This is a genomic window from Mycolicibacterium sp. ND9-15, from assembly GCF_035918395.1.
In the GTDB taxonomy this organism is placed as follows: domain Bacteria; phylum Actinomycetota; class Actinomycetes; order Mycobacteriales; family Mycobacteriaceae; genus Mycobacterium.
The window spans coordinates 4,116,717-4,136,031 of record NZ_CP142362.1; the positions used below are offsets into that span (position 1 = coordinate 4,116,717).

Annotated in this window: 19 protein-coding genes; 11 read left to right on the forward strand and 8 right to left on the reverse strand. The window is 66.4% G+C overall.

Going from position 1 to position 19,315, the window contains the following annotated elements:
- Positions 1-14: 14 nt before the first annotated feature.
- Genes QGN32_RS19725 through QGN32_RS19735 form a run of 3 tightly spaced genes read right to left on the reverse strand, consistent with a single transcriptional unit; the run spans position 15 to position 2,686 of the window.
- Positions 15-422, reverse strand: coding sequence for a Rieske (2Fe-2S) protein (locus QGN32_RS19725; RefSeq protein ID WP_326545957.1), 408 nt, complete (start codon positions 420-422; stop codon positions 15-17).
- A gap of 1 nt (position 423) precedes the next feature.
- The gene (locus tag QGN32_RS19730) at positions 424-1,566 is read right to left on the reverse strand and encodes an amidohydrolase family protein (protein ID WP_326545958.1); all 1,143 of its coding nucleotides are present in this window, start codon (positions 1,564-1,566) and stop codon (positions 424-426) included.
- Between the two features lie 37 nt (positions 1,567-1,603).
- Positions 1,604-2,686: an amidohydrolase family protein gene (locus tag QGN32_RS19735; protein ID WP_326549169.1), complete on the reverse strand. Its 1,083-nt coding sequence runs from the start codon at positions 2,684-2,686 to the stop codon at positions 1,604-1,606.
- Positions 2,687-2,966: 280 nt separating this feature from the next.
- On the opposite strand from QGN32_RS19735, the gene QGN32_RS19740 reads away from it, so the two are divergent.
- From QGN32_RS19740 to QGN32_RS19785, 10 genes are read left to right on the forward strand one after another with little or no spacing between them, the layout of a single operon-like run.
- Positions 2,967-3,974 (forward strand): acyl-CoA dehydrogenase family protein, encoded by a 1,008-nt coding sequence (locus QGN32_RS19740; protein WP_326545959.1) that lies wholly within the window; start codon positions 2,967-2,969, stop codon positions 3,972-3,974.
- Complete coding sequence (locus QGN32_RS19745) at positions 3,958-5,145, forward strand: acyl-CoA dehydrogenase family protein (protein WP_326545960.1); 1,188 nt, start codon at positions 3,958-3,960, stop codon at positions 5,143-5,145. Before QGN32_RS19740 ends, QGN32_RS19745 begins: the two co-directional genes overlap by 17 nt.
- Before the next feature lies 1 nt (position 5,146).
- Positions 5,147-5,923 carry an enoyl-CoA hydratase/isomerase family protein gene (locus QGN32_RS19750; protein WP_326545961.1) on the forward strand — a complete coding sequence of 259 codons (777 nt, stop codon included), beginning with the start codon at positions 5,147-5,149 and terminating at the stop codon, positions 5,921-5,923.
- Positions 5,924-5,945: 22 nt separating this feature from the next.
- Positions 5,946-7,244 (forward strand): acyl-CoA dehydrogenase family protein, encoded by a 1,299-nt coding sequence (locus QGN32_RS19755; RefSeq protein ID WP_326545962.1) that lies wholly within the window; start codon positions 5,946-5,948, stop codon positions 7,242-7,244.
- 16 nt (positions 7,245-7,260) lie between these two features.
- Entirely contained in the window at positions 7,261-8,040 is a 780-nt protein-coding gene (locus QGN32_RS19760) for an SDR family NAD(P)-dependent oxidoreductase (protein WP_326545963.1), read from the forward strand.
- The gene (locus tag QGN32_RS19765; protein WP_326545964.1) at positions 8,037-9,164 is read left to right on the forward strand and encodes an LLM class flavin-dependent oxidoreductase; all 1,128 of its coding nucleotides are present in this window, start codon (positions 8,037-8,039) and stop codon (positions 9,162-9,164) included. The genes QGN32_RS19760 and QGN32_RS19765 overlap by 4 nt, the downstream gene beginning before the upstream one ends.
- Positions 9,161-10,357 (forward strand): sulfotransferase family protein, encoded by a 1,197-nt coding sequence (locus QGN32_RS19770; protein ID WP_326545965.1) that lies wholly within the window; start codon positions 9,161-9,163, stop codon positions 10,355-10,357. Before QGN32_RS19765 ends, QGN32_RS19770 begins: the two co-directional genes overlap by 4 nt.
- A 1-nt stretch (position 10,358) precedes the next feature.
- Positions 10,359-11,126, forward strand: a complete 768-nt coding sequence (locus QGN32_RS19775) for a sugar phosphate isomerase/epimerase family protein (protein ID WP_326545966.1) — start codon at positions 10,359-10,361, stop codon at positions 11,124-11,126.
- 9 nt (positions 11,127-11,135) lie between these two features.
- Positions 11,136-12,344 carry a DUF1214 domain-containing protein gene (locus tag QGN32_RS19780; protein WP_326545967.1) on the forward strand — a complete coding sequence of 403 codons (1,209 nt, stop codon included), beginning with the start codon at positions 11,136-11,138 and terminating at the stop codon, positions 12,342-12,344.
- Positions 12,345-12,362: 18 nt separating this feature from the next.
- A complete protein-coding gene (locus QGN32_RS19785; RefSeq protein WP_326545968.1) occupies positions 12,363-13,727 on the forward strand; it encodes an amidase family protein in 1,365 nt (454 codons plus the stop codon).
- 5 nt (positions 13,728-13,732) lie between these two features.
- On the opposite strand, the gene QGN32_RS19790 is transcribed toward QGN32_RS19785, so the two are convergent.
- The 5 genes from QGN32_RS19790 to QGN32_RS19810 form a co-directional block, all read right to left on the reverse strand.
- The gene (locus QGN32_RS19790) at positions 13,733-14,173 is read right to left on the reverse strand and encodes a hypothetical protein (protein WP_326545969.1); all 441 of its coding nucleotides are present in this window, start codon (positions 14,171-14,173) and stop codon (positions 13,733-13,735) included.
- 66 nt (positions 14,174-14,239) lie between these two features.
- Positions 14,240-15,622 (reverse strand): cytochrome P450, encoded by a 1,383-nt coding sequence (locus QGN32_RS19795; protein ID WP_442791852.1) that lies wholly within the window; start codon positions 15,620-15,622, stop codon positions 14,240-14,242.
- Between the two features lie 48 nt (positions 15,623-15,670).
- Positions 15,671-15,862 (reverse strand): ferredoxin, encoded by a 192-nt coding sequence (locus QGN32_RS19800; RefSeq protein WP_326545971.1) that lies wholly within the window; start codon positions 15,860-15,862, stop codon positions 15,671-15,673.
- A gap of 18 nt (positions 15,863-15,880) precedes the next feature.
- Entirely contained in the window at positions 15,881-16,741 is an 861-nt protein-coding gene (locus tag QGN32_RS19805) for a mycofactocin-coupled SDR family oxidoreductase (protein WP_326545972.1), read from the reverse strand.
- Positions 16,742-16,771: 30 nt separating this feature from the next.
- Complete coding sequence (locus tag QGN32_RS19810) at positions 16,772-17,470, reverse strand: SDR family NAD(P)-dependent oxidoreductase (protein ID WP_326545973.1); 699 nt, start codon at positions 17,468-17,470, stop codon at positions 16,772-16,774.
- Between the two features lie 319 nt (positions 17,471-17,789).
- Between QGN32_RS19810 and QGN32_RS19815 the strand changes: the two genes are divergently transcribed.
- Complete coding sequence (locus QGN32_RS19815; protein ID WP_326545974.1) at positions 17,790-19,280, forward strand: aldehyde dehydrogenase family protein; 1,491 nt, start codon at positions 17,790-17,792, stop codon at positions 19,278-19,280.
- Positions 19,281-19,315: the final 35 nt, after the last annotated feature.

A 19,315-nucleotide genomic window follows, 5' to 3' on the forward strand; every position in this document is an offset into this window, starting at 1 on the left:
CGCGCAAGTAGGGGTCATGCCTGGACCAGCACGTCGTTGCCGACCACCCGCACGGGATAAGTCCGGATGCTCCACTCGGGCTTGACCGCGGTGGTTCCGGTCGCCAACTCGAAACCCCATTGGTGCCACGGACAGTAGATGAACTCCAGGTCGCGCACCATCACCGCGTCGCCGGGCACGCTGTCGTCGACCACCGTGCGGCCCCGGGTCCGCCCGGAGCAGAGGGGACCACCCTCGTGCGGACAGTAGTTCGCGATCGCGTAGAACGTGCCGTTGACGTTGTACACACCAACGCCGTGGCGGCCGATCGGTACCAGTTTGTGCTTGCCAGGCGGGATCTCGTCGACCGTGGCCACAACGTGTTCGCGCCCCTGGGCCAATCTCTTCGGGACGGTCGGGGGCGCCTTCTCCTGCTCGCTCAATTCAGAACACCCGCACTTGGCCCTCGAGGGCCGGAACCGTCTCGGGAAGGTGATAGGTCGCGATGCCGTTGCGGAACATCACCGCTTCGCGCGCGTGCTCGGGCAGGTGCTTGACCAGCCAGCGCGGGTCATCGAACGTCCAGTGCGGATAGTCCGACGAGAACAGCAGGATCTTCTCGCACTCCATCCACTCGAACGCGCGCGTCAACTCGGTCTTGTCCTCGGGATAGTCCAGCGGCTGCGTGGTGAACTTGATGTGGTCCTTGACGTACTCGGAGGGTTTGCGCTTGATGTCCACCCACGACTTGCGCGCCTCGTAGATGGCGTCCATCCGCCACATCAGCGGAAGAATCCAGGTGAAAGCGTGTTCCACCAACACGATTCGCAATGTCGGGAACCGGTCGAAGAGGCCGTCGAAGATCATGCTCATCACCTGGTTCGCGGCCAGCAGCGAGTAGGTGACCATGAAATCGTGGTTGTAGCTGGGGAATCCGACCGGCGGGATCGGGAGTTCCTCGTGGTGGCTGCGCGACAGGTGGCAGCTCACCGTGATGTCGTGCTTGGTCGCGGCTTCCCAGATCGGGTTGTACTTCGGATCACCCCACGCCGGGCGGGGTTCGGCCTTGATCAGGATCTGAGCCATATGGGGATGGCCGGCCCAGCGCTCGATCTCGCGGGCGGAGTCCTCGGGCGTCTCGATCGCTACGCAGATCGATCCGCGCCATCGCTCATGCCAGTTGTTCTTGCCGTCCAGCCAGTGGTTGGCCTGCCAGTCGTTGAGCGCGACGCTCATCGCGTGGTTGACCTCGGGGAAGCGCGCGGGGTAGGCCGCGGGTTCCAGGATCGCGATGTCGGCGCCCGCCTCCATGATCAGCTGCTTGAACGCCAGATCGGGGTCGCTGCCGGCGAACTCGCCGTCGGCGGGGAACGTGTCGACCCGCATCGCGTACGCGTGCGCGTAGTCCGGTGCGTCGTAGTAAATCTGGTCGCCGATCCGACGCGGCAGGAAGTACTTGCTGCGCCACGGCTCCGGGATGTACTGGGCGAGTACGCCGCTCTTCGGCACCGGGTGCACGTCGGAGTCGACGCAGCGCACCGCGACGCGCTCGGCGGCCGGCTTCCGCTCTGTCACTGTCACCGTCATCGTGGCTTCCTGCCTTCCCGCAACTTCTGCAGCCCTATCACTGTGCGCCAACTCCTGCCCCGACGTCTATGCCGTAGAGTTCGGCGGCATTTCGCCAGCACAGCTTGTCGCGCTGTTCGTCGGAGTAGGCGGTCGGCACCGCCAGATCGTTGAGCTGCCAATGCGGATAGCTCGACCCGTACATCACCATGTCGTCCTTGCCGGTGAAGCTCAGCCATTCACCGGCGTACTCCGTGTCGCCGGGGCCGTCCATCGCACCCTGTACGAAGTACGTGTGCCCGGGCAGGTAGTCGCTGGGCATGCGAGGCGCCCACGGGGTCTGTTCCAGATGGGGGCGCCCGAAACAGTCCATCCGCCAGATGAACGGAGTCAGCAGGTCGGCCGCGCCGTCGGCCCAGACGAATTTCAGCGTGGGCATCCTTTCGAATACCCCTTCGACGATGAGATTCATCAGGTGGTACAGGTAGTTCAGCGCCATGAAGCTGACGTAGTTCTCGTAGGTCCTGGGCACGCCGGACGGCGTCGGCGCGTACTGGACGCCCGCGCCGACCTCGATGTGCACGGCGACCGGCAAATTCGCCTCGTTGGCGGCCTCCCACAGCGGCCAGTACTGCGGCTTGCCGTACAGCTCGCGAGACTGCAGCGGAACACCGATCTGCACCACCCGGGGATGGTCGGCATACTTGGCGATCTCGCGCAGCGCACCGGTGATGTCGTCAGGGTTGACCCGAATGGTGCCGCGGAACCGGTCGGCATAGGAGTTGTCGTCCAGCCAGCGCGTGACCATCAGTTCGTTGTGGGCGGCCGCGATCGCGGTGCCCAGATGCCGGTCCGGCATGATGCCGCGCGTCATGGGGTGCAGGATCGCGACGTCGACGCCGCGCTTGGTGAACAACTGCGCGCCGACGAACTCCGGGTCCGATCCGGGATAGCGGCGGTCGTCGTCGGCGCCCGGTGCGTATTCGCCGCCGGGAGCGCCGTACCAGTCCATCTCGTAGTCGGGGAACCCGCGGCTCTTGAACGGCTCGCGAAGGAAGCTGCGGAAGTCCTTGTTCGACTTGCTGAAGATGTGCACGCTGGCGTCAATGACGGGGATCCGTGTCCCGTTCGGGTCCTGCATCACCAAGGTTGTCCTCCGATGTCATCCGGCCGTCGGCAGGCGCAGGATAGCGCCGTGCGAGCGCCGAACAACCTCCAGTGTAAAGCGTTGTTCTTCAATCGCAAGAATCTAGTTCTCAACGAAACGCTTACTTTTGCGCAGGTCAGGGTGTGCGCTGGTCAACCGCCCAACGGGCGGGTAGCGAAACGAGGTAGTCAAATCGCGAGAATGAGTTGAAGGGATTGGAGAATGTTATTCTCGCTCGAACGCGCGGCAGATTTCTGAGGTCTCGGGAGGCTTGGTGTTACTGGAGTTCGACGCCGATCAGCGACTCTGGCAGGAGACCGTGCGCGACGCGGTGGCCAAGCAGTGCCCGGCGTCGCTGGTTCGCGGCATCGCCGAGAACGGGGTCGACCCGACGCCGCTGTGGACGACCTACGTCGACGCCGGTTGGACCGAGTTGGCCGACCCGGAAAACGCGGTGGAATTGGCGATCGTGCTGGAGGAATTGGGGCGGGCCACCGACCCGACACCCTTTCTGGCGACGTTGACGCAGTTCGCCCCGCTGGCTGGTGACCGGTTCGATCCCCGACAGGCGGGAACGGCGGTTTACGACGGCGTGACCGCGTACCGGGTCGACAACGGCTGGGTGCTCAACGGCACCGCCCGGCACGTCCTCGACGGTGACCGAGCCGAGCGGTTCGCGGTCGTTACGAAGGCCGGTGTTTTCGTCGTCGACGCCGACGAGGTCACCCCGAGGCGCAGCCCTGTCTTCGACCCGGTGCTGCACGTCGCCGAGGTGTCGTTCGTCGACGTGCGGGTGCCCGACACGGTGCGGGTCGGCGTGGACGCCGAACGCGCCCACCACGTCGCGTTGACCGGTATGGCCATCACCACGGTCGGCGCCTGCCAGCGCATCCTCGATCTGGTCCTCGAACACGCCAAGCAGCGTCAGCAGTTCGGCGTCGCGATCGGTTCGTTTCAGGCGGTGCAACACAAGGCCGTCGACATGCACGTCGCGACCGAACGTGCCCGGGCCCTGGCGTACTTCGCGGCGCTGACGATCGCGGCCGACGATCCGCGCCGGCGACTCGCGGCCGCGATGGCCAAGGCGTCCGCGGGCGAGGCGCAGGCAGTGGTGTTCCGGCACGGCCTGCAACTGTTCGGCGCCATGGGCTTCACGTGGGAGAACGACCTTCAGTTCGCGCTGAAGCGGGCGAAGGCGGGCGAGTTGCTGCTCGGCGGCGCCGCCGAGCATCGCGCGGTGATCGCGCGGGAATACGGGAGCACCGGTGCAGCTGACTTTTGATTCCGACGTCGAGCAGTTCCGCGCCGAGTTCGCGGCTTTCCTCGACGAGCACCTGCCGCCCGAGTCGCAGACGTTGGAGCGGCCGAAGTCGGTGTCGCACATGCCGCAGTGGGCGCGCGACTGGCAACGCCTGCTGTTCGACAACGGTTGGCTGCTGCCGGCGCAACCGCCGGAGTTCGGCGGCCGCAACGCGACGGTGGTGCAGCAGTTCGTGCATCTTGACGAGCTGTGCCGTCGACGCATCTATCACAGCTTCAATCCGCAGGGCGTCAACATCGTTGCCGCGTCGTTGATTTCGTTCGGTTCCGAGGAGCAGAAGCATCGCTGGGCGGTGCCGGTGCTGAGGGCCGAGCTGACCGCTTCGTTGGGCATGAGCGAACCGAGCGCCGGCTCCGACCTCGCCTCATTGCGCACCAGAGCCGAGTTTGTCTCGGGCGTAGACGGCGACCATTTCGTCGTCAACGGCCAGAAGGTGTGGACCTCGGGCGCGCACGACGCCGACTTCCTGTTGACCTTCGTGCGCACCGACCCCGATGCGCCGAAGCACAAGGGCATCAGCGCGCTGATCATCCCGACCGACACCCCGGGCGTGGTCTGCCGTCCTTTCGCAGACATGACCGGTCAGGACAACCTCGATTTCAACGAGGTCTTCTTCACCGACGCTCGCGTCCCCGCCGAGAACCTCGTCGGACCGCTCAACGGCGGGTGGGGCGTCGCCAACGGCTCGCTCGGGCACGAGCGCACGATGATGTGGCTGGGATTCGCCGACCGAATCGACAACATGATCGCCGACTTCCGGCCGCGCACCGAACTGCAGCACGACCAGTACGCCACCACGATCATGGACTACCAGGCGCTGCGGGCGATGGGCTCGGCCGCGCTGGCCCGTGCCGCGCGTGGCGAGATGGACACGGCCTCGGTGTCGGTGCTCAAGCTGTTCGGTTCGGAAGCCGAACGCCAGGCGATGGAGAACGCGCTGGCCGCTGCGGGTGCTGACGGGCTGGTGCATCCGTCCACCTCGGGACCGTACGAGCACATGAACCTCGACCACTATTTCGCGAGTTGGTTCGAGCGGTATGCGCGCAGCTTCGGCGGCACCATCGCGGGCGGCACCTCGGAGATCCAGCGCAACATCATCGCCACGCAGGTGCTCGGGCTGCCGCGGCGCTGACATGGCCGACGCGCTCACCGTCGACCGGGACCGGCCCGGCACCGTCGTCCTGCAACTCAACCGGCCCAAGCAACTCAACGCGATCAACGGGGCCATGCGCGACGAACTCGCGCAGGCCTTCGCCGAGATCGCCGCCGATACGTCGGTCAACGTCGTCGTGCTGACCGGCGCCGGACGCGGGTTCTGCTCCGGCATCGACGTGCGCAATTTCGGGCCGGAGACGGTGGCGGACTCGGCCCCGGCGATCGACCGCATGCGCTTCCAGGAGGCGATGGCCGCACTGCCGCAGGCGATCCGGGCCTTGCCGCAACCGGTCATCGCCGCGGTGAACGGGCCGTGCGTGGGCGCCGGGCTCGCGTTGTGCCTGGCATCCGATATCCGGATCTGTTCCACCGCGGCGACATTCGGCAACGCCGCGATCCTGCTGGGGCTCTCGGGCGCCGAGATGGGTATGAGCTACCACCTGCCCAGGATCGTCGGTACCAGTGTCGCGGCGGACTGGATGCTGACCGGCCGCACGGTCAGCGCCGACGAAGCCGACCGCCGCGGCCTGGTCAGTGAGGTCGTGGGCCCGGACCGGCTGACCGCGCGGGCGCTCGAGATCGCGTCGGGCATCGCCGACCTCTCGCCACTGGGGGTCCAATTGACCAAGCGTGCCCTGCAGGCCAACACCGACGCGCCGCTGGACGCCGCGCTCGAATTGGAGAACCGCAACCAGGTGCTCAGCCACGCCACCGATGAGGCGTCGCGGCGGCGGCGCAAGTGGTCGGAGAGCTGAAGCCCGGACGGAAGGACGAACTGTGGCCTGGGATTTCTCGACCGACCCCGAGTGGGCCGAGCAGTTGGCGTGGGTGGAGGAGTTCGTCCGCAAGGAGTGTGAGCCCATCGACTACATCGTCAAGGAGTCGCACGACCTCACCGATCCGGTTCGCCGAGCGCTGATTCCGCCGCTGCAGGAGATTGTCAAGGAGCGCGGGCTATGGGCCACCCATCTGGGCGCGCACCTCGGCGGGCCCGGCTACGGCCAGGTCAAGCTGGCGCTGCTCAACGAGATCCTCGGCCGGTCCGAATGCGCGCCGATCGTGTTCGGCTCGCAGGCGCCGGATTCGGGCAACAGCGAGATTCTCGCGCACTACGGCACACCCGAACTCAAGGCGCGATATCTGGAGCCGCTGCTGGACAACCGGATCGTGTCGTGCTTCTCGATGACCGAGCCGCACGGCGGCGCCGACCCGAAAGTGTTCACCACCACCGCCACCAGCGACGGAAACCAATGGGTCATCAACGGCGAGAAGTGGTATTCGTCGTTCGCATCGATGGCGTCGTTCATCATCGTGATGGCGATGACCGACCCCGATGCGCCGCCGTATCAGCGTTATTCGATGTTCGTGGTTCCCGGCGACACACCGGGGATCAACGTGCTGCGCGATGTCGGGTTGGGTTACCAACCGCTCGGTGGCGGCGGGCGTGAGGGATACGTCCGCTATGAGAACGTCCGCGTACCGGCCGACCACATGCTGGGGCCCCGCGGTGGGGCGTTCGTCGTGGCCCAGACCAGGCTCGGTGGCGGACGCATCCACCACGCCATGCGCACTGTGGGTCTGGTGCGGCGCATCTTCGACATGCTCACCGAACGGGCGGTGTCGCGCTATACCCAGGGTTCGGTGTTGGCCGACAAGCAGATGGTGCAGGAGATGATCGCCGACTCGTGGATGGAGATCGAGGCGTTCCGGCTGCTGACCTTGCAGACCGCGTGGAAGATAGACCAGTACAACGACTACAAGGCGGTGCGCGCGGACATCTCCGCCGTCAAGGCCATGATGCAGAAGGTGTTGCACGACGTGTCAGCGCGGACGTTGCAGTTGCACGGCTCGCTGGGCACCTCTCACGAGATGCCGTTCGTGCAGTACCTGACCGAGTCGTTTGTGCTCGGGCTGGCCGACGGGCCAACGGAAGTGCACAAGGTGACGCTGGCGCGCCTGCTGCTCAAAGATGTCAAGCCGGCGCCGGACGCGTTTCCCTCCGAGCACCTGCTGCGGCTCAAACAAGCCGCCGAAGCCAAGTTCGCCGACAAACTCGCGGGTATTCCGCGGGGCTGAGGTCAGGAGGTCCGCAATGTCGTGTGCCGGCAAGGTCGCCTTGGTGACGGGCAGCAGCCGGGGCCTCGGCAAGGCGATCGCGCAGCGGCTGGCCGGTGAGGGCGCGACGGTCGCGCTGACCGCCCGCACACTCGAGCCCGACCCGAAATACCAAGGCTCGCTGCGTCAGACGCTCGAGGAGATCGAGGCCGCGGGAGGTTCGGCGGTCGCGGTGGCCGCCGATCTGTCGAACAGTGAGGACCGCGACCGCCTCTTCGCCGAGCTGGTCGAGCGGGTCGGTGCGCCCGACATCCTGGTCAACAACGCCGCGGTGACGTTTCTGCGCCCGCTCGACGGATTCCCCGAGCGCCGGGTGCGGTTGATGATGGAGATGCATGTCCTGGCGCCGCTGCACCTCACCCAGTTGGCGATACCGGCGATGCGTGAACGCGGGCGCGGGTGGGTGCTGAACGTGACCTCGGTCGGCGGTGACCTGCCCGAGGGGCCGCCGTTCTCGGACTTCGACCGTAGCGCCGGCTTCGGCGTCTACGGGACGGTCAAGGCGGCGCTGAACCGGCTGACGAAAAGCCTTGCCGCCGAACTCTACGACGACGGAATCGCCGTCAACGCCGCCGCGCCGTCGAATCCGGTGGCCACCCCCGGCGCCGGCGCCCTCGATCTGGCCAAGATCGACACCGAGGACATCGCGTTGATCACCGAGACCGCGTTCGTGCTGTGTACCGGTGATCCGAAGACGCTGACCGGCCGCATCGCCCACACCCAGCCGTTCCTGCGCGAGATAGGCCGGCTGCGTTGAGAGTTCAGCCCGCCGCGTACCTGCGCACCACTCTGCCGCTGGACCTGTCCGTGCTGGATCACCTCGACAGCGGCAGGTACCACTCGATCTGGCTGCCCGACCACATGGTCAGCTTCTGGCCCGACTCGATCTGGACGCCCGAGTTCACCGATCTCGCAACCGTTTCGCCGTCACCGCACCGACACCTGGACGGCATGGCGGTCGCCGCGGCCGCCGCCGTGCTGACGACCAACGTGCCGCTGGTGACCAGCGTCGTCGACACCGTGCGGCGCCACCCGTCGCTGCTCGCACAGAGCGCACTGACCATCGACCACCTCGCGCGGGGCCGGTTCATCCTCGGCCTCGGCAGCGGCGAGACCGAGAACACGGTGCCGTACGGCTTCGACTTCAGCGCGCCGGTCAGCCGGTTCGAGGAAGCGCTGCAAGTGATCCGGCTGCTGTGGGAAAGCAACGGCCCGGTCGATTTCGACGGCCGGTTCTACCGGTTGCGCCACGCGCGCCTCGACACCGAAGCCTACGAGGGGCGCCTTCCGTCGATCTGGATCGGCGGAAGCGGTCCGCGCACGCTCGACATCGTCGGTCGCCATGCCGACGGGTGGTGGCCGACCGGCGCGTGGTCACCGGAGGACTATGCCGAAAAGCTCTCCGCCGTGCGGCAATCGGCCGAGCGCGCCGGCCGCGACCCGGCAGCGATCACGCCGTGCTTCATCCAGGTCTGCGTGATCGGCGACGACGACGCCGCACTCGCCGAAATCCTGGCCGCGCCGCTGGTCAAGTCCTTCCTCCTGCAGGTGTCGGCGGAAATGTTGCACGGCATGGGCTTCGAGCATCCGATGGGGGAGGATTGGCGCGGATACCAGGACATCGACCCCGCCGTGCTCACCCGTGAGCGGATCGTCGACTTCCTCGACCGTGTCCAGCCCGAGATGCTGCTGGCGGTGGTGCCTCACGGCACCCCGCAACAGGTCGCTCGCGTCGTCAAGGAGTATGTCGACGCCGGCCTGCGGGTGCCCAAGATCCTCGACTACGGCGCCATGGCCGGGCTGCAGTACACGGCCGCGTCGGCGCGGCACGTCCGCGAGGCTGAGGACGAACTGATGCGGCTGAGCGGAGACATCCGGTGACCGGGCAGTTGGACCCCGCGAAGATGCTCGCCCGTGCCGAGTCGGTGACGGGCTTGCACGACTACGGCGACCCGTCCCTGCCGGGGCGGTTCGCGTTGACGGTGGACCATCTCAACCGCCTCGGGATGGACGCCGACGGCAGGCGGGCCGCCACCGAGGTGTGCCACTGGTTGCTCACCTCGCGACTGGAGTTCTTCGAGGATCGCCGTCGCTACCCGGTGGCAGCGGAGGTCGTGGAGCGGCCGATGTTCGTCACCGGTGAACCCCGCTCGGGCACCACGCTGATGCACGCGCTGATGTCGGTCGACCCGGACGCTCGCGCGCTGCGGTTCTGGGAGGTGATGTACCCCTCGCCACCGCCAGGCATCGTCGAGGGTGGCTACCCCCGGCGCGCACAGGCGGATGTCGATGGGCGCCGGGCCCGCGCCGACGCCGACTGGCGCGAGATCAACACCAAGCTGCCGAAATGGCTGCACAGCCATCCCTATAACGACATGTTGGGAGATGGGCTGCCCGAAGACGAACGGACCTGGGCCTTCGACTTCCGGGTACTCACTCCCACCGCGTGGTGGCGGGTGCCGATGCAGACCGTCGTGGGTGGACTTCCGACCGACGCGGCGGCGCAGTACCGCATCCACAAGGCGATGCTGCAGCAGTTCCAGCACCAACGGCCGCGTAAGCAGTGGGTGCTCAAGGGTTTTCACGGGTTCCGGTTGAAGGAGTTCTTCGACGCGTACCCCGATGCCACCCTGCTGTGGCTGCACCGGGACCCGGTACAGGTTGCCGCGTCGCGCACGATGATGATGGCCGACATCGGTGAGGGCATCGTCGGACCGGTCGATCTGCACGCCGCGGCCAAGATGCACCTGGCGCTGACCCGCGAAAGCATCGCCAACACCATGACCAATCCGCTGGTCGACGATCCTCGGATTCTGCACGTGCGCTACACCGACTTCGTCGCCGACCAGGTCGGCACCGTGCGTCGCTACTACGAGTTCCGCGGTCGGCGGTTGAGCGCCGAAGCCGAGGCCGCCATGCGCGCCTACCTTGCCGACAACCCGGGCGACCGGCACGGCAAGTTCCGCTATTCGACCACACTGCTCACCGACATCGGCGAGGACCTCGACGCGCTTCACGACGAATTCCGGCCCTTCCGAGAGCGTTTCGGCGTACCGATAGAGAACCGAGGCTGAGGTGACCGACCAGCGGCTGTCGGTGCACAGCGTGACGTTCTACGGTGAGCCGTTGACTGAACTGGCATCGCACTGGCGTGCGCTCGGTGTGCGGCGGCTCAGCCTGATCGACTCGCAACTGGCCGAACCGGACCTGCCGGAGTTGGTTGCGGGCGAGGGGTATTCGGTCGAGACGGTGTATCACCTGTTCTCCTCGCCGGATTCGCTGCTGCGGGTGATCGACGCGGCCCACACGGTCGGCGCGCGGGTGATCTACATGCTGACCGGGGGACGTGGCGACCTCACCTGGGAACGCGCCGCCGACCGGTTCGGCGAGGCGGTGACGCCGTGCGCACAGGTGGCCCGACAGGCAGGGGTGGCGCTGGCGATCGAGAATGCCTCGAGCCTGTACGCCGACCTGCACATCGCACACAGCCTGCGCGACACGATCGCGCTCGCCGAGGCGACCGGGCTCGGTGTCTGCATCGACCTCTTCCACTGCTGGGCCGAGGCGGATCTGGCCGCACTCGTGCAACGGGCGCTGCCGCGGACCGAGGTGATCCAGTTGAGCGATTACGTGCTGGGGGACCGCGCATTGCCCGCGCGTGCGGTGCCCGGCGACGGGACCATTCCGATCGCGCCGTTCCTCTCTTCGGTGCTGACCTCGGGTTATCCGCACGGTTTCGACCTGGAGTTGATCGGGCCGCGCATCGAACGGGAGGGCCGCTTGACGGCCGCACGCCGGGCGTGCGCCGTGGTATCGACGATGCTGGAAGAGCACGACGGCTAGGGGAACCGAATGGCGTTCGGAGACGGCGCGGATGACGCGGGGCTGAAATCGGCGTGGGACGACTTCTGCGATCGACTCAAGGACGCCGGCGAGCGGGTCTTCAAGGATCACAACGCCGCCTCGGGACGCCAGCGGGTGGACGGTTTCCGGTTCCTGACGCAGAACCTCGGGCAGGCGTTCGACCTCGCGCTGGAGACCCGCAACACCCGGTATCCCCAAGTCCACACCTTCTGCCACCCGACCAGGAAGCTCGGCGGCGACTGTGCGGACTTCCTGTACCAGCAGGCCTGGATCGACGGGGCGTCGACGTATCGGATCACCGGCGATCGCGGCACCGCCTCGTTCCTCAACATCACGGTGCAGGGCCCGCGGCGGGACGGTCCGGGCGTACTGCGTGAACCGTTCGGTGACGTGCCCGAGGCCAATCTGACTGGCGCCCAACTGGAGACGGCCGCCGATGGAAGTTTCGAGGTCTATGTCGGCGGGTCGCAGCGGGGACCGAACTGGCTGCCCACTACGCCCGGATCCCGCAAACTGTTCATCCGCCAGGGATTCGACCGCTGGTCGGAACTTCCGGCCCGGATGCGCATCGAGCGCATTGACATGACCGAGCCCCGGCCGCTGCCGACACCTGCCGAAATGGTCGAGGCGATCGAATGGGCGGGCGACTTCCTCACCGGGATCATGGCCGACTGGCCCGAATATCCGTTTGCCCACGGCGGTGTCGACGCCGACCACCCCAACCAATTCCCCGACATGACGGCGACCGGTGACGACGCCAAACGCGGTCGCGCGGCAGTGAACATGCACTGGCGGCTGGCGCCCGACGAGGCGTTGATCGTGGAATTCGACGCCCACGACGGGCTGTGGATGCTGACCAACATGGGCGCCTTCTTCACCAGCATGGACTACCTGTACCGGCCGGTGAGCTACACGCCTAGCCGCACCGCGGTCGACTCGGACGGTAGGGTGCGCCTGGTGCTGGCGCACGACGACCCCGGCTGCCACAACTGGCTGGACACGCAGGGATTCGAGCGCGGCAACCTGACATACCGGCACATGCTCGACGGCGAACCCGCGACGCTGCACACCCGGTTGGTCAAGCGCGCCGACCTGGCCGACGCGCTGCCGCCGGACACCGCGACCGTGACGCCCGCCGAGCGCATCGCACAGATGTGGGCACGGTTCCGGGGGATTCGGCAGCGCCATGACCAGTGAGGCCGTTACCGTTCGCGCATGACGGCTGACGTCGCGCTGTGGCCCGCCCATCGGCTGGCCGAGGGTATCCGTCGTCGTGAATTCTCCAGCCGCGAGCTGCTCGACCTCTATCTGGACCGCATCGCACGCCTGAACCCGTCGCTGAACGCGGTCGTGACGCTCGACCCTGACGGCGCTCGTCGCGCAGCGGATGCCGCGGATGCTGCAGTCGCGCGGAACGAGGTGGTCGGGCCTCTGCACGGGATACCGATGACCGTCAAGGACACCTTCGATACCGCGGGCATGCGGACTACGTGCGGGGTGCCGGCGTGGGACCGTGTGCCCGAGCGCGACGCCGACGCGGTACGCAGGCTGCGCGACGCCGGCGCGATCATCTTCGGCAAGACGAATGTGCCTGCGATGGCCGCCGACTGGCAGACGTTCAACTCGATCTTCGGAGTGACGAACAATCCGTGGGACACGTCGCGGTCCACCGGAGGCTCGTCGGGCGGGGCGGCGGCCGCGCTAGCCGCTGGTCTGACCGCCCTGGAGCTTGGCAGTGACATCGCCGGGTCGATTCGGTTGCCGTCGAACTGGTGTGGTGTGTGTGGACACAAGCCCACCTGGGGTATCGTGCCGCAGCTCGGCCATCTACCGCCGCCTCCGGGCGCGCTGTCGATCCCCGACCTCGCCGTGACGGGGCCGTTGGCACGCAATGTGACGGATCTTCAGTTGGCCCTGGACATCCTGGCGGGTCCGGCGGCGAATGATGCGATCGGGTGGCGCCTCGAGCTGCCGCCGGCGCGCGCATCGACGCTGACCAAGCTGCGGGTGGCCACCTGGCTCGACGATCCGGCCTATCCTCTAGAGCGCGAGGTCGCGGTGGTGCTCGGTTCGGCGGTGACGGCGCTGGCGGATGCCGGCGCGAACCTGGTGGACGCTGCGGTGCCGGTGAGCCTGCCTGAGGTGGTAGGGCTGCACATGGAGTTGCTGTACCCGTTGATGGACGCGTTGTCGGACTTACGCCACCGAGACTGGTTGCGGGCCAACGAGCGGCGCGAGATGATGCGAACCCAGATGCGGAACTACTTCCGTCAAGTCGATGCGTTGCTCATGCCCGTGGCCATGGTGCCCGCCATTGCGCACGATCACCTCGAGCCGATGGCCGACCGGGTGCTGGCGCTCGCCGGTGGAACCCGTTCGTACCTGGACCTTTTCGGCTGGGTCGGCCTGCCGACCGTCGCGTACCTTCCTGCCACGGCCGTGCCGGTCGGCCGCACCGCGAACGGCCTGCCCGTCGGCATACAGATCGTCGGACCGCATCTCGAGGACCGCACCACCTTGGCCGTCGCCCGCGAGATCGAACGGGAACTAGGCGGATTCGTGCCGCCTCCCGAACACTGACTCGGTTACAGCCGCTGCAGCTTGAACGTCCAGAACTGCATTCCCGGCGGGCCGTTGAAACACCCGACGTCATAGTGCGACTCGATGGTGCCGACCAGCGACACCTCGTCCCACGAGTAGGTCTCCCGGGTCGGAAGTACCTGGCCCGGGCAGCGCAGACCGTCGGGCACGTCGACGGTCATCGTGTAACGACCGTCGACCAGTTTGGCCTGGCCCTCGTAGTAGGCATAGAACTTCAGCCGCGGCCGCGCACTGACATAGACGCAGTCGAGTGGTCTGTCCGGGAGGCAGGCGGTGATGTACCACACCCACGAGGCGCGGTCGTAACGGTTCGTGAGCAGGTCGTAGTTACCCAGCGTCATCATCGCGTTGGCGGGCGCCGGCGTCACCATGCCCGCAGCGATCAGGAGCGCCGCCGCTGCGACGACGGCCTTCAAGCGCTTCAACGTCGTTCCTCCATGTCCCCGCCCCGATGCTCATCAAATCACCTCGGCGAAGCACTCACGTGGCTATCAGGCGATGACGGCCGCTTCTTTGCGCTCGGTGATCGGCCGGGCCAGTTCCTGTTGGTTGCAGATGCGCTGCAGCTTCTCCAAAGTCTCGTCGAGGCCGGGACCTAACGGCTTGCTGGGAGTGAACGTGGCGGGCAGGTTACGCATGCCCTGGATCACCCCGATCGTGTCGTAATGGATGGTGCCTTCGGGATCGCACACGTAGTCGGGCATCCGGTCCAGCACGGCGGTCAGCATCGACTTGAATACCGTCCGCGCCACGTTGGACCCAACGCAACGGTGCACACCGATGCCGAAACTGAAGTGCCGGTTGCCCTTGCGATCGAGAATGACGTCGTTCGGCTTCTCGAACACCGACGGATCACGGTTGGCCATGGCCCACGAGAGCCAGAGTCGCTCGAATCGCTTGAACTGTTGGCCCTCCACCTCGACATCCTCGGCGAAGGTCCGGCCGTCGCCGGGCGCCGGAGTGAAGAAACGCAGGAACTCCTCGGTGGCGGGCTGCAACAGGGTGTCACGCTCTCGGCTGAGCCGTTCCCGTTCATCGGGGTGCTCGCCGAGCCATTCCAGTGCGTGCGCGGTCAGCGCGGTGGTGGTGTCGAAACCGCCACCGATGACCAGGCCCAGGTTGCCGAGGATCTCGATGTCGGGTGCGGGCTCGCCGTCGATCCGCAACTGCAGCAGCGCGTTCACCAGCCCGGGCCGCGGATTCTCCCGGATCTCCATCATGTTGTTGATGATGTCGATGCCCATTTCGCGGTGCTGCTCGTTGATCTTCTCGCGTTCGGGTGAGTGCTCCGGCGTGTACACCGAGGCGTGCGTGGGCTCGCTGTAGACGTTCCACTTCTTGAGTTCGATGCCCATCATCGCCAGCGTGAACACCGCGGGAACCACATTCGCGAGGTGTTCGACGAAATCGATGCGTCCCGACTCGATGTGCTCATCGAGTGCGGCGCGGGTGATCTCGTCGACGAACGGTTCCCAGCGTTTGATCGCCGCGGGCGACAGGTAGGGGTTCAGCGCGCCGCGGTAGGCGCTGTGCTCGGGTTCGTCCATCTCCAGGATGCCGCCGCGAACGACGGTGGCGCGGCTGGCCTTCGGGATCGTGATGCCTTGGAAGGGCGTTTCGCCGGTGATGTCGTGATGGTTCGACACGGCGGGGCAGCGGGCCAGCTCGAACACCTCTTTGCTACCAGCGGCGACCCAGTGCCCGTTGTAGGTGTCGGTCCACGCCAGCGGGCACCTGGTGTGCATCTCCTCGGTGATCTTCTCGAACTGCAGCCGGTACTCCGGGGTGTGCCGGTCGAAGTGGTACCGGTTTCTCTTGCGGTCTGTCTCGAGATCGCTGTCGGCTGTTCGCGCGAGCGGCTCACCGCTGTCGATGGTCACTGCGTGTCTCCTATTGCATTTCGGTGGCCTACGCGGCCCGTCTCATTCGATGATGATGGCCTGTTCCGGGCATGAGTGCGCAGCCTCTCTCACCAGGTCCTCCTGGTCGGCGGGCACCACTTCGTTCACTGGTGACGAGTGGCCGTCGACGTCGTCGAGGACGAACGAATCGGGTGCGATCATCGCGCACAGGGTGTGCCCCTGGCAGCGTGATTGGTCCACCGAAACCTTCACCGTCGCAACTCCTTCCGCCTAGTTGTGGTAGTCGTACCACTTGAGGTAGCCACCCGCGTCGACGCGCAACTGCGCACCGGTGACGAAGCGAGCCTCGTCGGAGGCCAACCAGAGCACCGCATTGCTGATGTCCTCGGGCTCGACCCACGGCACCTTCATGGCCTGCTGTACGTAGAACACCGGCTCGGCGTCCTTGAGCTCCGGCTTCTCGAGGTCGGGCCGGAACGAGCGGTACATCGGCTCGCTCTGCAGCATGTTGGTGTTGCAGTTGGTGGGATGCACGACGTTGGCCCGGATGCCGCGCGGCGCGAGCTCGGTGGCGAGGTCGTGCACGTAGGCCGACAGCGCCCGCTTTGAGTGCACGTAGGCCATGCCGCCGGGGTCGTTGCCCGGGTCGTTCTTCTGGTGGGTGTCCATCAGCGCCGCGGTGGACCCGGTCGCGATGATCGACGCACCCTCCTTGAGGTGCAGCAGCGACACCTGGATCGCGTTGATCGTTCCGATCAGGTTGGTGTTGATGACGTCGATCCAAGCCTGAAGGGGCGGTTGGCCTTTCATCCCCGCGACGCCGGCCTGCGCGACGACGATGTCGAGCCCGCCGAGTTGGGCGATACCGTCTTCGAGCGCGGCCCTCAGCTGGGAGGCCTCGCGCACGTCCGCTTTCGCGGTGACCACGCGCTGGCCGGTCTTCTCGATGAACGCCGCGGTCTCTTCGAGATCTTCGGACGTGGCCATCGGGTAGCCGATGGTGTCGATGTTCTCGCAGAGGTCGACTGCGATGATGTCGGCGCCCTCCTCAGCCAGCCGTACCGCATGGCTCCGTCCCTGCCCGCGCGCCGCGCCGGTGACGAATGCGACCTTTCCCTGTACGCGTCCCACTGAAGATCCTTTCCTTATCACTTGTCGCCACTACGTGTTTCGGCCGCCGTTGACGCCCAAGATCTGTCCGGTGATGTACCCGGCCTCCTCGGAGACGAGGAACGCGCAGGCGGCAGCGATGTCTTCGGGCTTGCCGATGCGGCGCACCGGTGTCGTGTCGATGTTCTGTTGCACCACCAGATAGCCGCGTTCCTCGGACTTACGAAGCATCGGGGTGTCGATGAAGCCCGGCGGCACCGCGTTGACCGTGATGCCGCTGGGTCCGTACTCCAGGGCAAGGGACTTGGTGAGCCCATTGACCGCTGACTTGGCCGCCACATAGGGCGCCATATACGGCTGCCCGGAATGGGTGCTGGACGACGAGATGTTCACGATCCGACCCCAGCCGGCCTCGATCATGTCGGGCAGCACAGCCTGGATGCAGTGGAAGACTCCGTTGAGGTTGACGTCGATGACCCGCTGCCAGTCGTCGAACTTCAAATCCGCGAACCGCTTGAACTTCTCGAGCCCGGCGGCGTTCACGAGAACGGTGACCGGACCCAGTTGCGCGCGGATGGCGTTGAGCGCCTCGTCGACCTGAGCGCGGTCGGTCACGTCGGCGGTGTAGGCGAAGTCGGCGTCCGAGGAGTTGATGTCGAGGGTGGCGACGTGCATACCGTCGGCGCGCAAACGGTGCGCGACGGCCTGACCGATCCCGGAACCGCCTCCGGTCACGACGGCGTTCTTCATGCCTCCGCCTGGCCCTCGGTCATCTTGCTCAACCTGCCCTTCGGGCGGGCGATACCCGCACGCGTGCGCGACGCCATCAAGAATCGTCCTTTCGATTATGAGAACCGTACTCTCGCCTGTTGCAACTCCGCAAGACACGGGAGGCCGGCGATTCGCAATGGTGAGACGTCAGAAGCCCGATTGTCGCACGGTTATCCGCAGGCAGGGGGCGATCCCGATCATTGCCTTGAGTTCTCTCTGTGCGAATGTATGATTCGCCGGTGATGAGAATGAAGTTTCCATCACAGACGACAAAATCGCATTGCCACTGAGGAGGATGATGCGGGAAGCGACCACCTTCTCGGGCCGACAGACTTCAGCCGGAACCATCGGCGTCGATCGCCGGTTGCTGATCGACGGACAACTGCTCGAGACCTCCCGGACGTTTCCTTCCGTCAACCCCGCCACCGGCGAGGTGCTCGGCTACGCGCCGGACGCCACGGTCGACGACGCCGAGGCCGCCGTGGCCGCGGCGCGCCGCGCGTTCGACGAGACCGACTGGTCGACCAACACCGGCCTGCGCATCAGGTGTCTCGAGCAGTTCCACCGGGCGCTGGTCGAGCACCGCAACGAGCTTGCCGCGTTGACTGTCGCCGAGGTCGGCGCCACCGAAGCGCTCTGCCAGGGCGCGCAGCTGGACAGCCCGATAGAGATCGTGCGGTATTACGCCGAGCTGCTCAAGAGCTACCCGATGACCGAGGACCTCGGCAACATCGAGAGCCGCGGCATGCAGCACCACCGCTGGGTGGAGAAGGAAGCCGCAGGAGTGGTGGCGGCGATCATCGCCTACAACTACCCCAATCAGCTCGCGCTCGCGAAGCTGGCGCCCGCACTGGCCGCCGGCTGCACCCTGATCCTGAAATCGGCGCCGGACACCCCGCTGATCACGCTCGCGCTGGGCGAGCTGATCGCCAACCACACCGACATCCCCGCGGGGGTGGTGAATGTGCTCAGCGGGGCCGACCCCGAGGTCGGCGCCGCGCTGACCACGAGCCCTCAGGTGGACATGGTGACGTTCACCGGTTCGACGCCGACCGGGCGCCGGATCATGGCGGCGGCCAGCGAAACCCTGAAGAAGGTCTTCCTGGAACTGGGCGGCAAGTCGGCGGCGATCGTGCTCGACGACGCCGACTTCACCACCGCCGCGCTGTTCAGCGCGTTCAGCATGGTCACCCACGCCGGACAGGGCTGCGCGCTGACATCGCGGCTGCTGGTGCCCCGCAAGCACCACGACGAGATCGTCGAGCTGGTCAGAAACAACTTCGGTCTGGTGCGCTACGGCGATCCGGCCGCGGAAGGCACCTACATGGGGCCGCTGATCAGCAAGAAGCAGCGCGACAAGGTCGACGGGATGGTCCAGCGCGCGATCGAGGCCGGCGCGACACTGGTGACCGGCGGCGAGAAGGTCGACCCCGGCTACTTCTATACGCCGACGCTGCTGACCGATGTCGATCCGGACAGCGAGATCGCGCAGGAGGAGGTGTTCGGGCCCGTGCTCGTGGTGATCGCCTATGACGATGACGACGATGCGGTCCGGATCGCCAACAACTCCATCTACGGACTGTCGGGGGCCGTGTTCGGCAGTCAGGAGCGCGCGCTGGCGCTTGCGCGACGCATCCGCACGGGCACGTTCTCCATCAACGGCGGCAACTATTTCAGTCCTGACAGTCCGTTCGGCGGATACAAGCAGTCCGGCATCGGGCGCGAGATGGGCACGGCCGGCCTCGAGGAGTTCCTGGAGTCGAAGACGTTCGCAACGGTCGTGGGTTGAGGCGATGAGCGCTTGCGCCGAGTGGGGTCCACGCC

What these genes read in the sequence shown, in the direction of transcription:
- QGN32_RS19785 (WP_326545968.1), top strand. Translation starts at nt 12,363, where the DNA reads ATGACGGCTGACGTCGCGCTGTGGCCCGCCCATCGGCTGGCCGAGGGT.
- QGN32_RS19810 (WP_326545973.1), bottom strand. Translation starts at nt 17,470, where the DNA reads ATGAAGAACGCCGTCGTGACCGGAGGCGGTTCCGGGATCGGTCAGGCC.
- QGN32_RS19735 (WP_326549169.1), bottom strand. Translation starts at nt 2,686, where the DNA reads ATGCAGGACCCGAACGGGACACGGATCCCCGTCATTGACGCCAGCGTG.
- QGN32_RS19780 (WP_326545967.1), top strand. Translation starts at nt 11,136, where the DNA reads ATGGCGTTCGGAGACGGCGCGGATGACGCGGGGCTGAAATCGGCGTGG.
- QGN32_RS19750 (WP_326545961.1), top strand. Translation starts at nt 5,147, where the DNA reads ATGGCCGACGCGCTCACCGTCGACCGGGACCGGCCCGGCACCGTCGTC.
- QGN32_RS19730 (WP_326545958.1), bottom strand. Translation starts at nt 1,566, where the DNA reads ATGACGGTGACAGTGACAGAGCGGAAGCCGGCCGCCGAGCGCGTCGCG.
- QGN32_RS19760 (WP_326545963.1), top strand. Translation starts at nt 7,261, where the DNA reads ATGTCGTGTGCCGGCAAGGTCGCCTTGGTGACGGGCAGCAGCCGGGGC.
- QGN32_RS19815 (WP_326545974.1), top strand. Translation starts at nt 17,790, where the DNA reads ATGCGGGAAGCGACCACCTTCTCGGGCCGACAGACTTCAGCCGGAACC.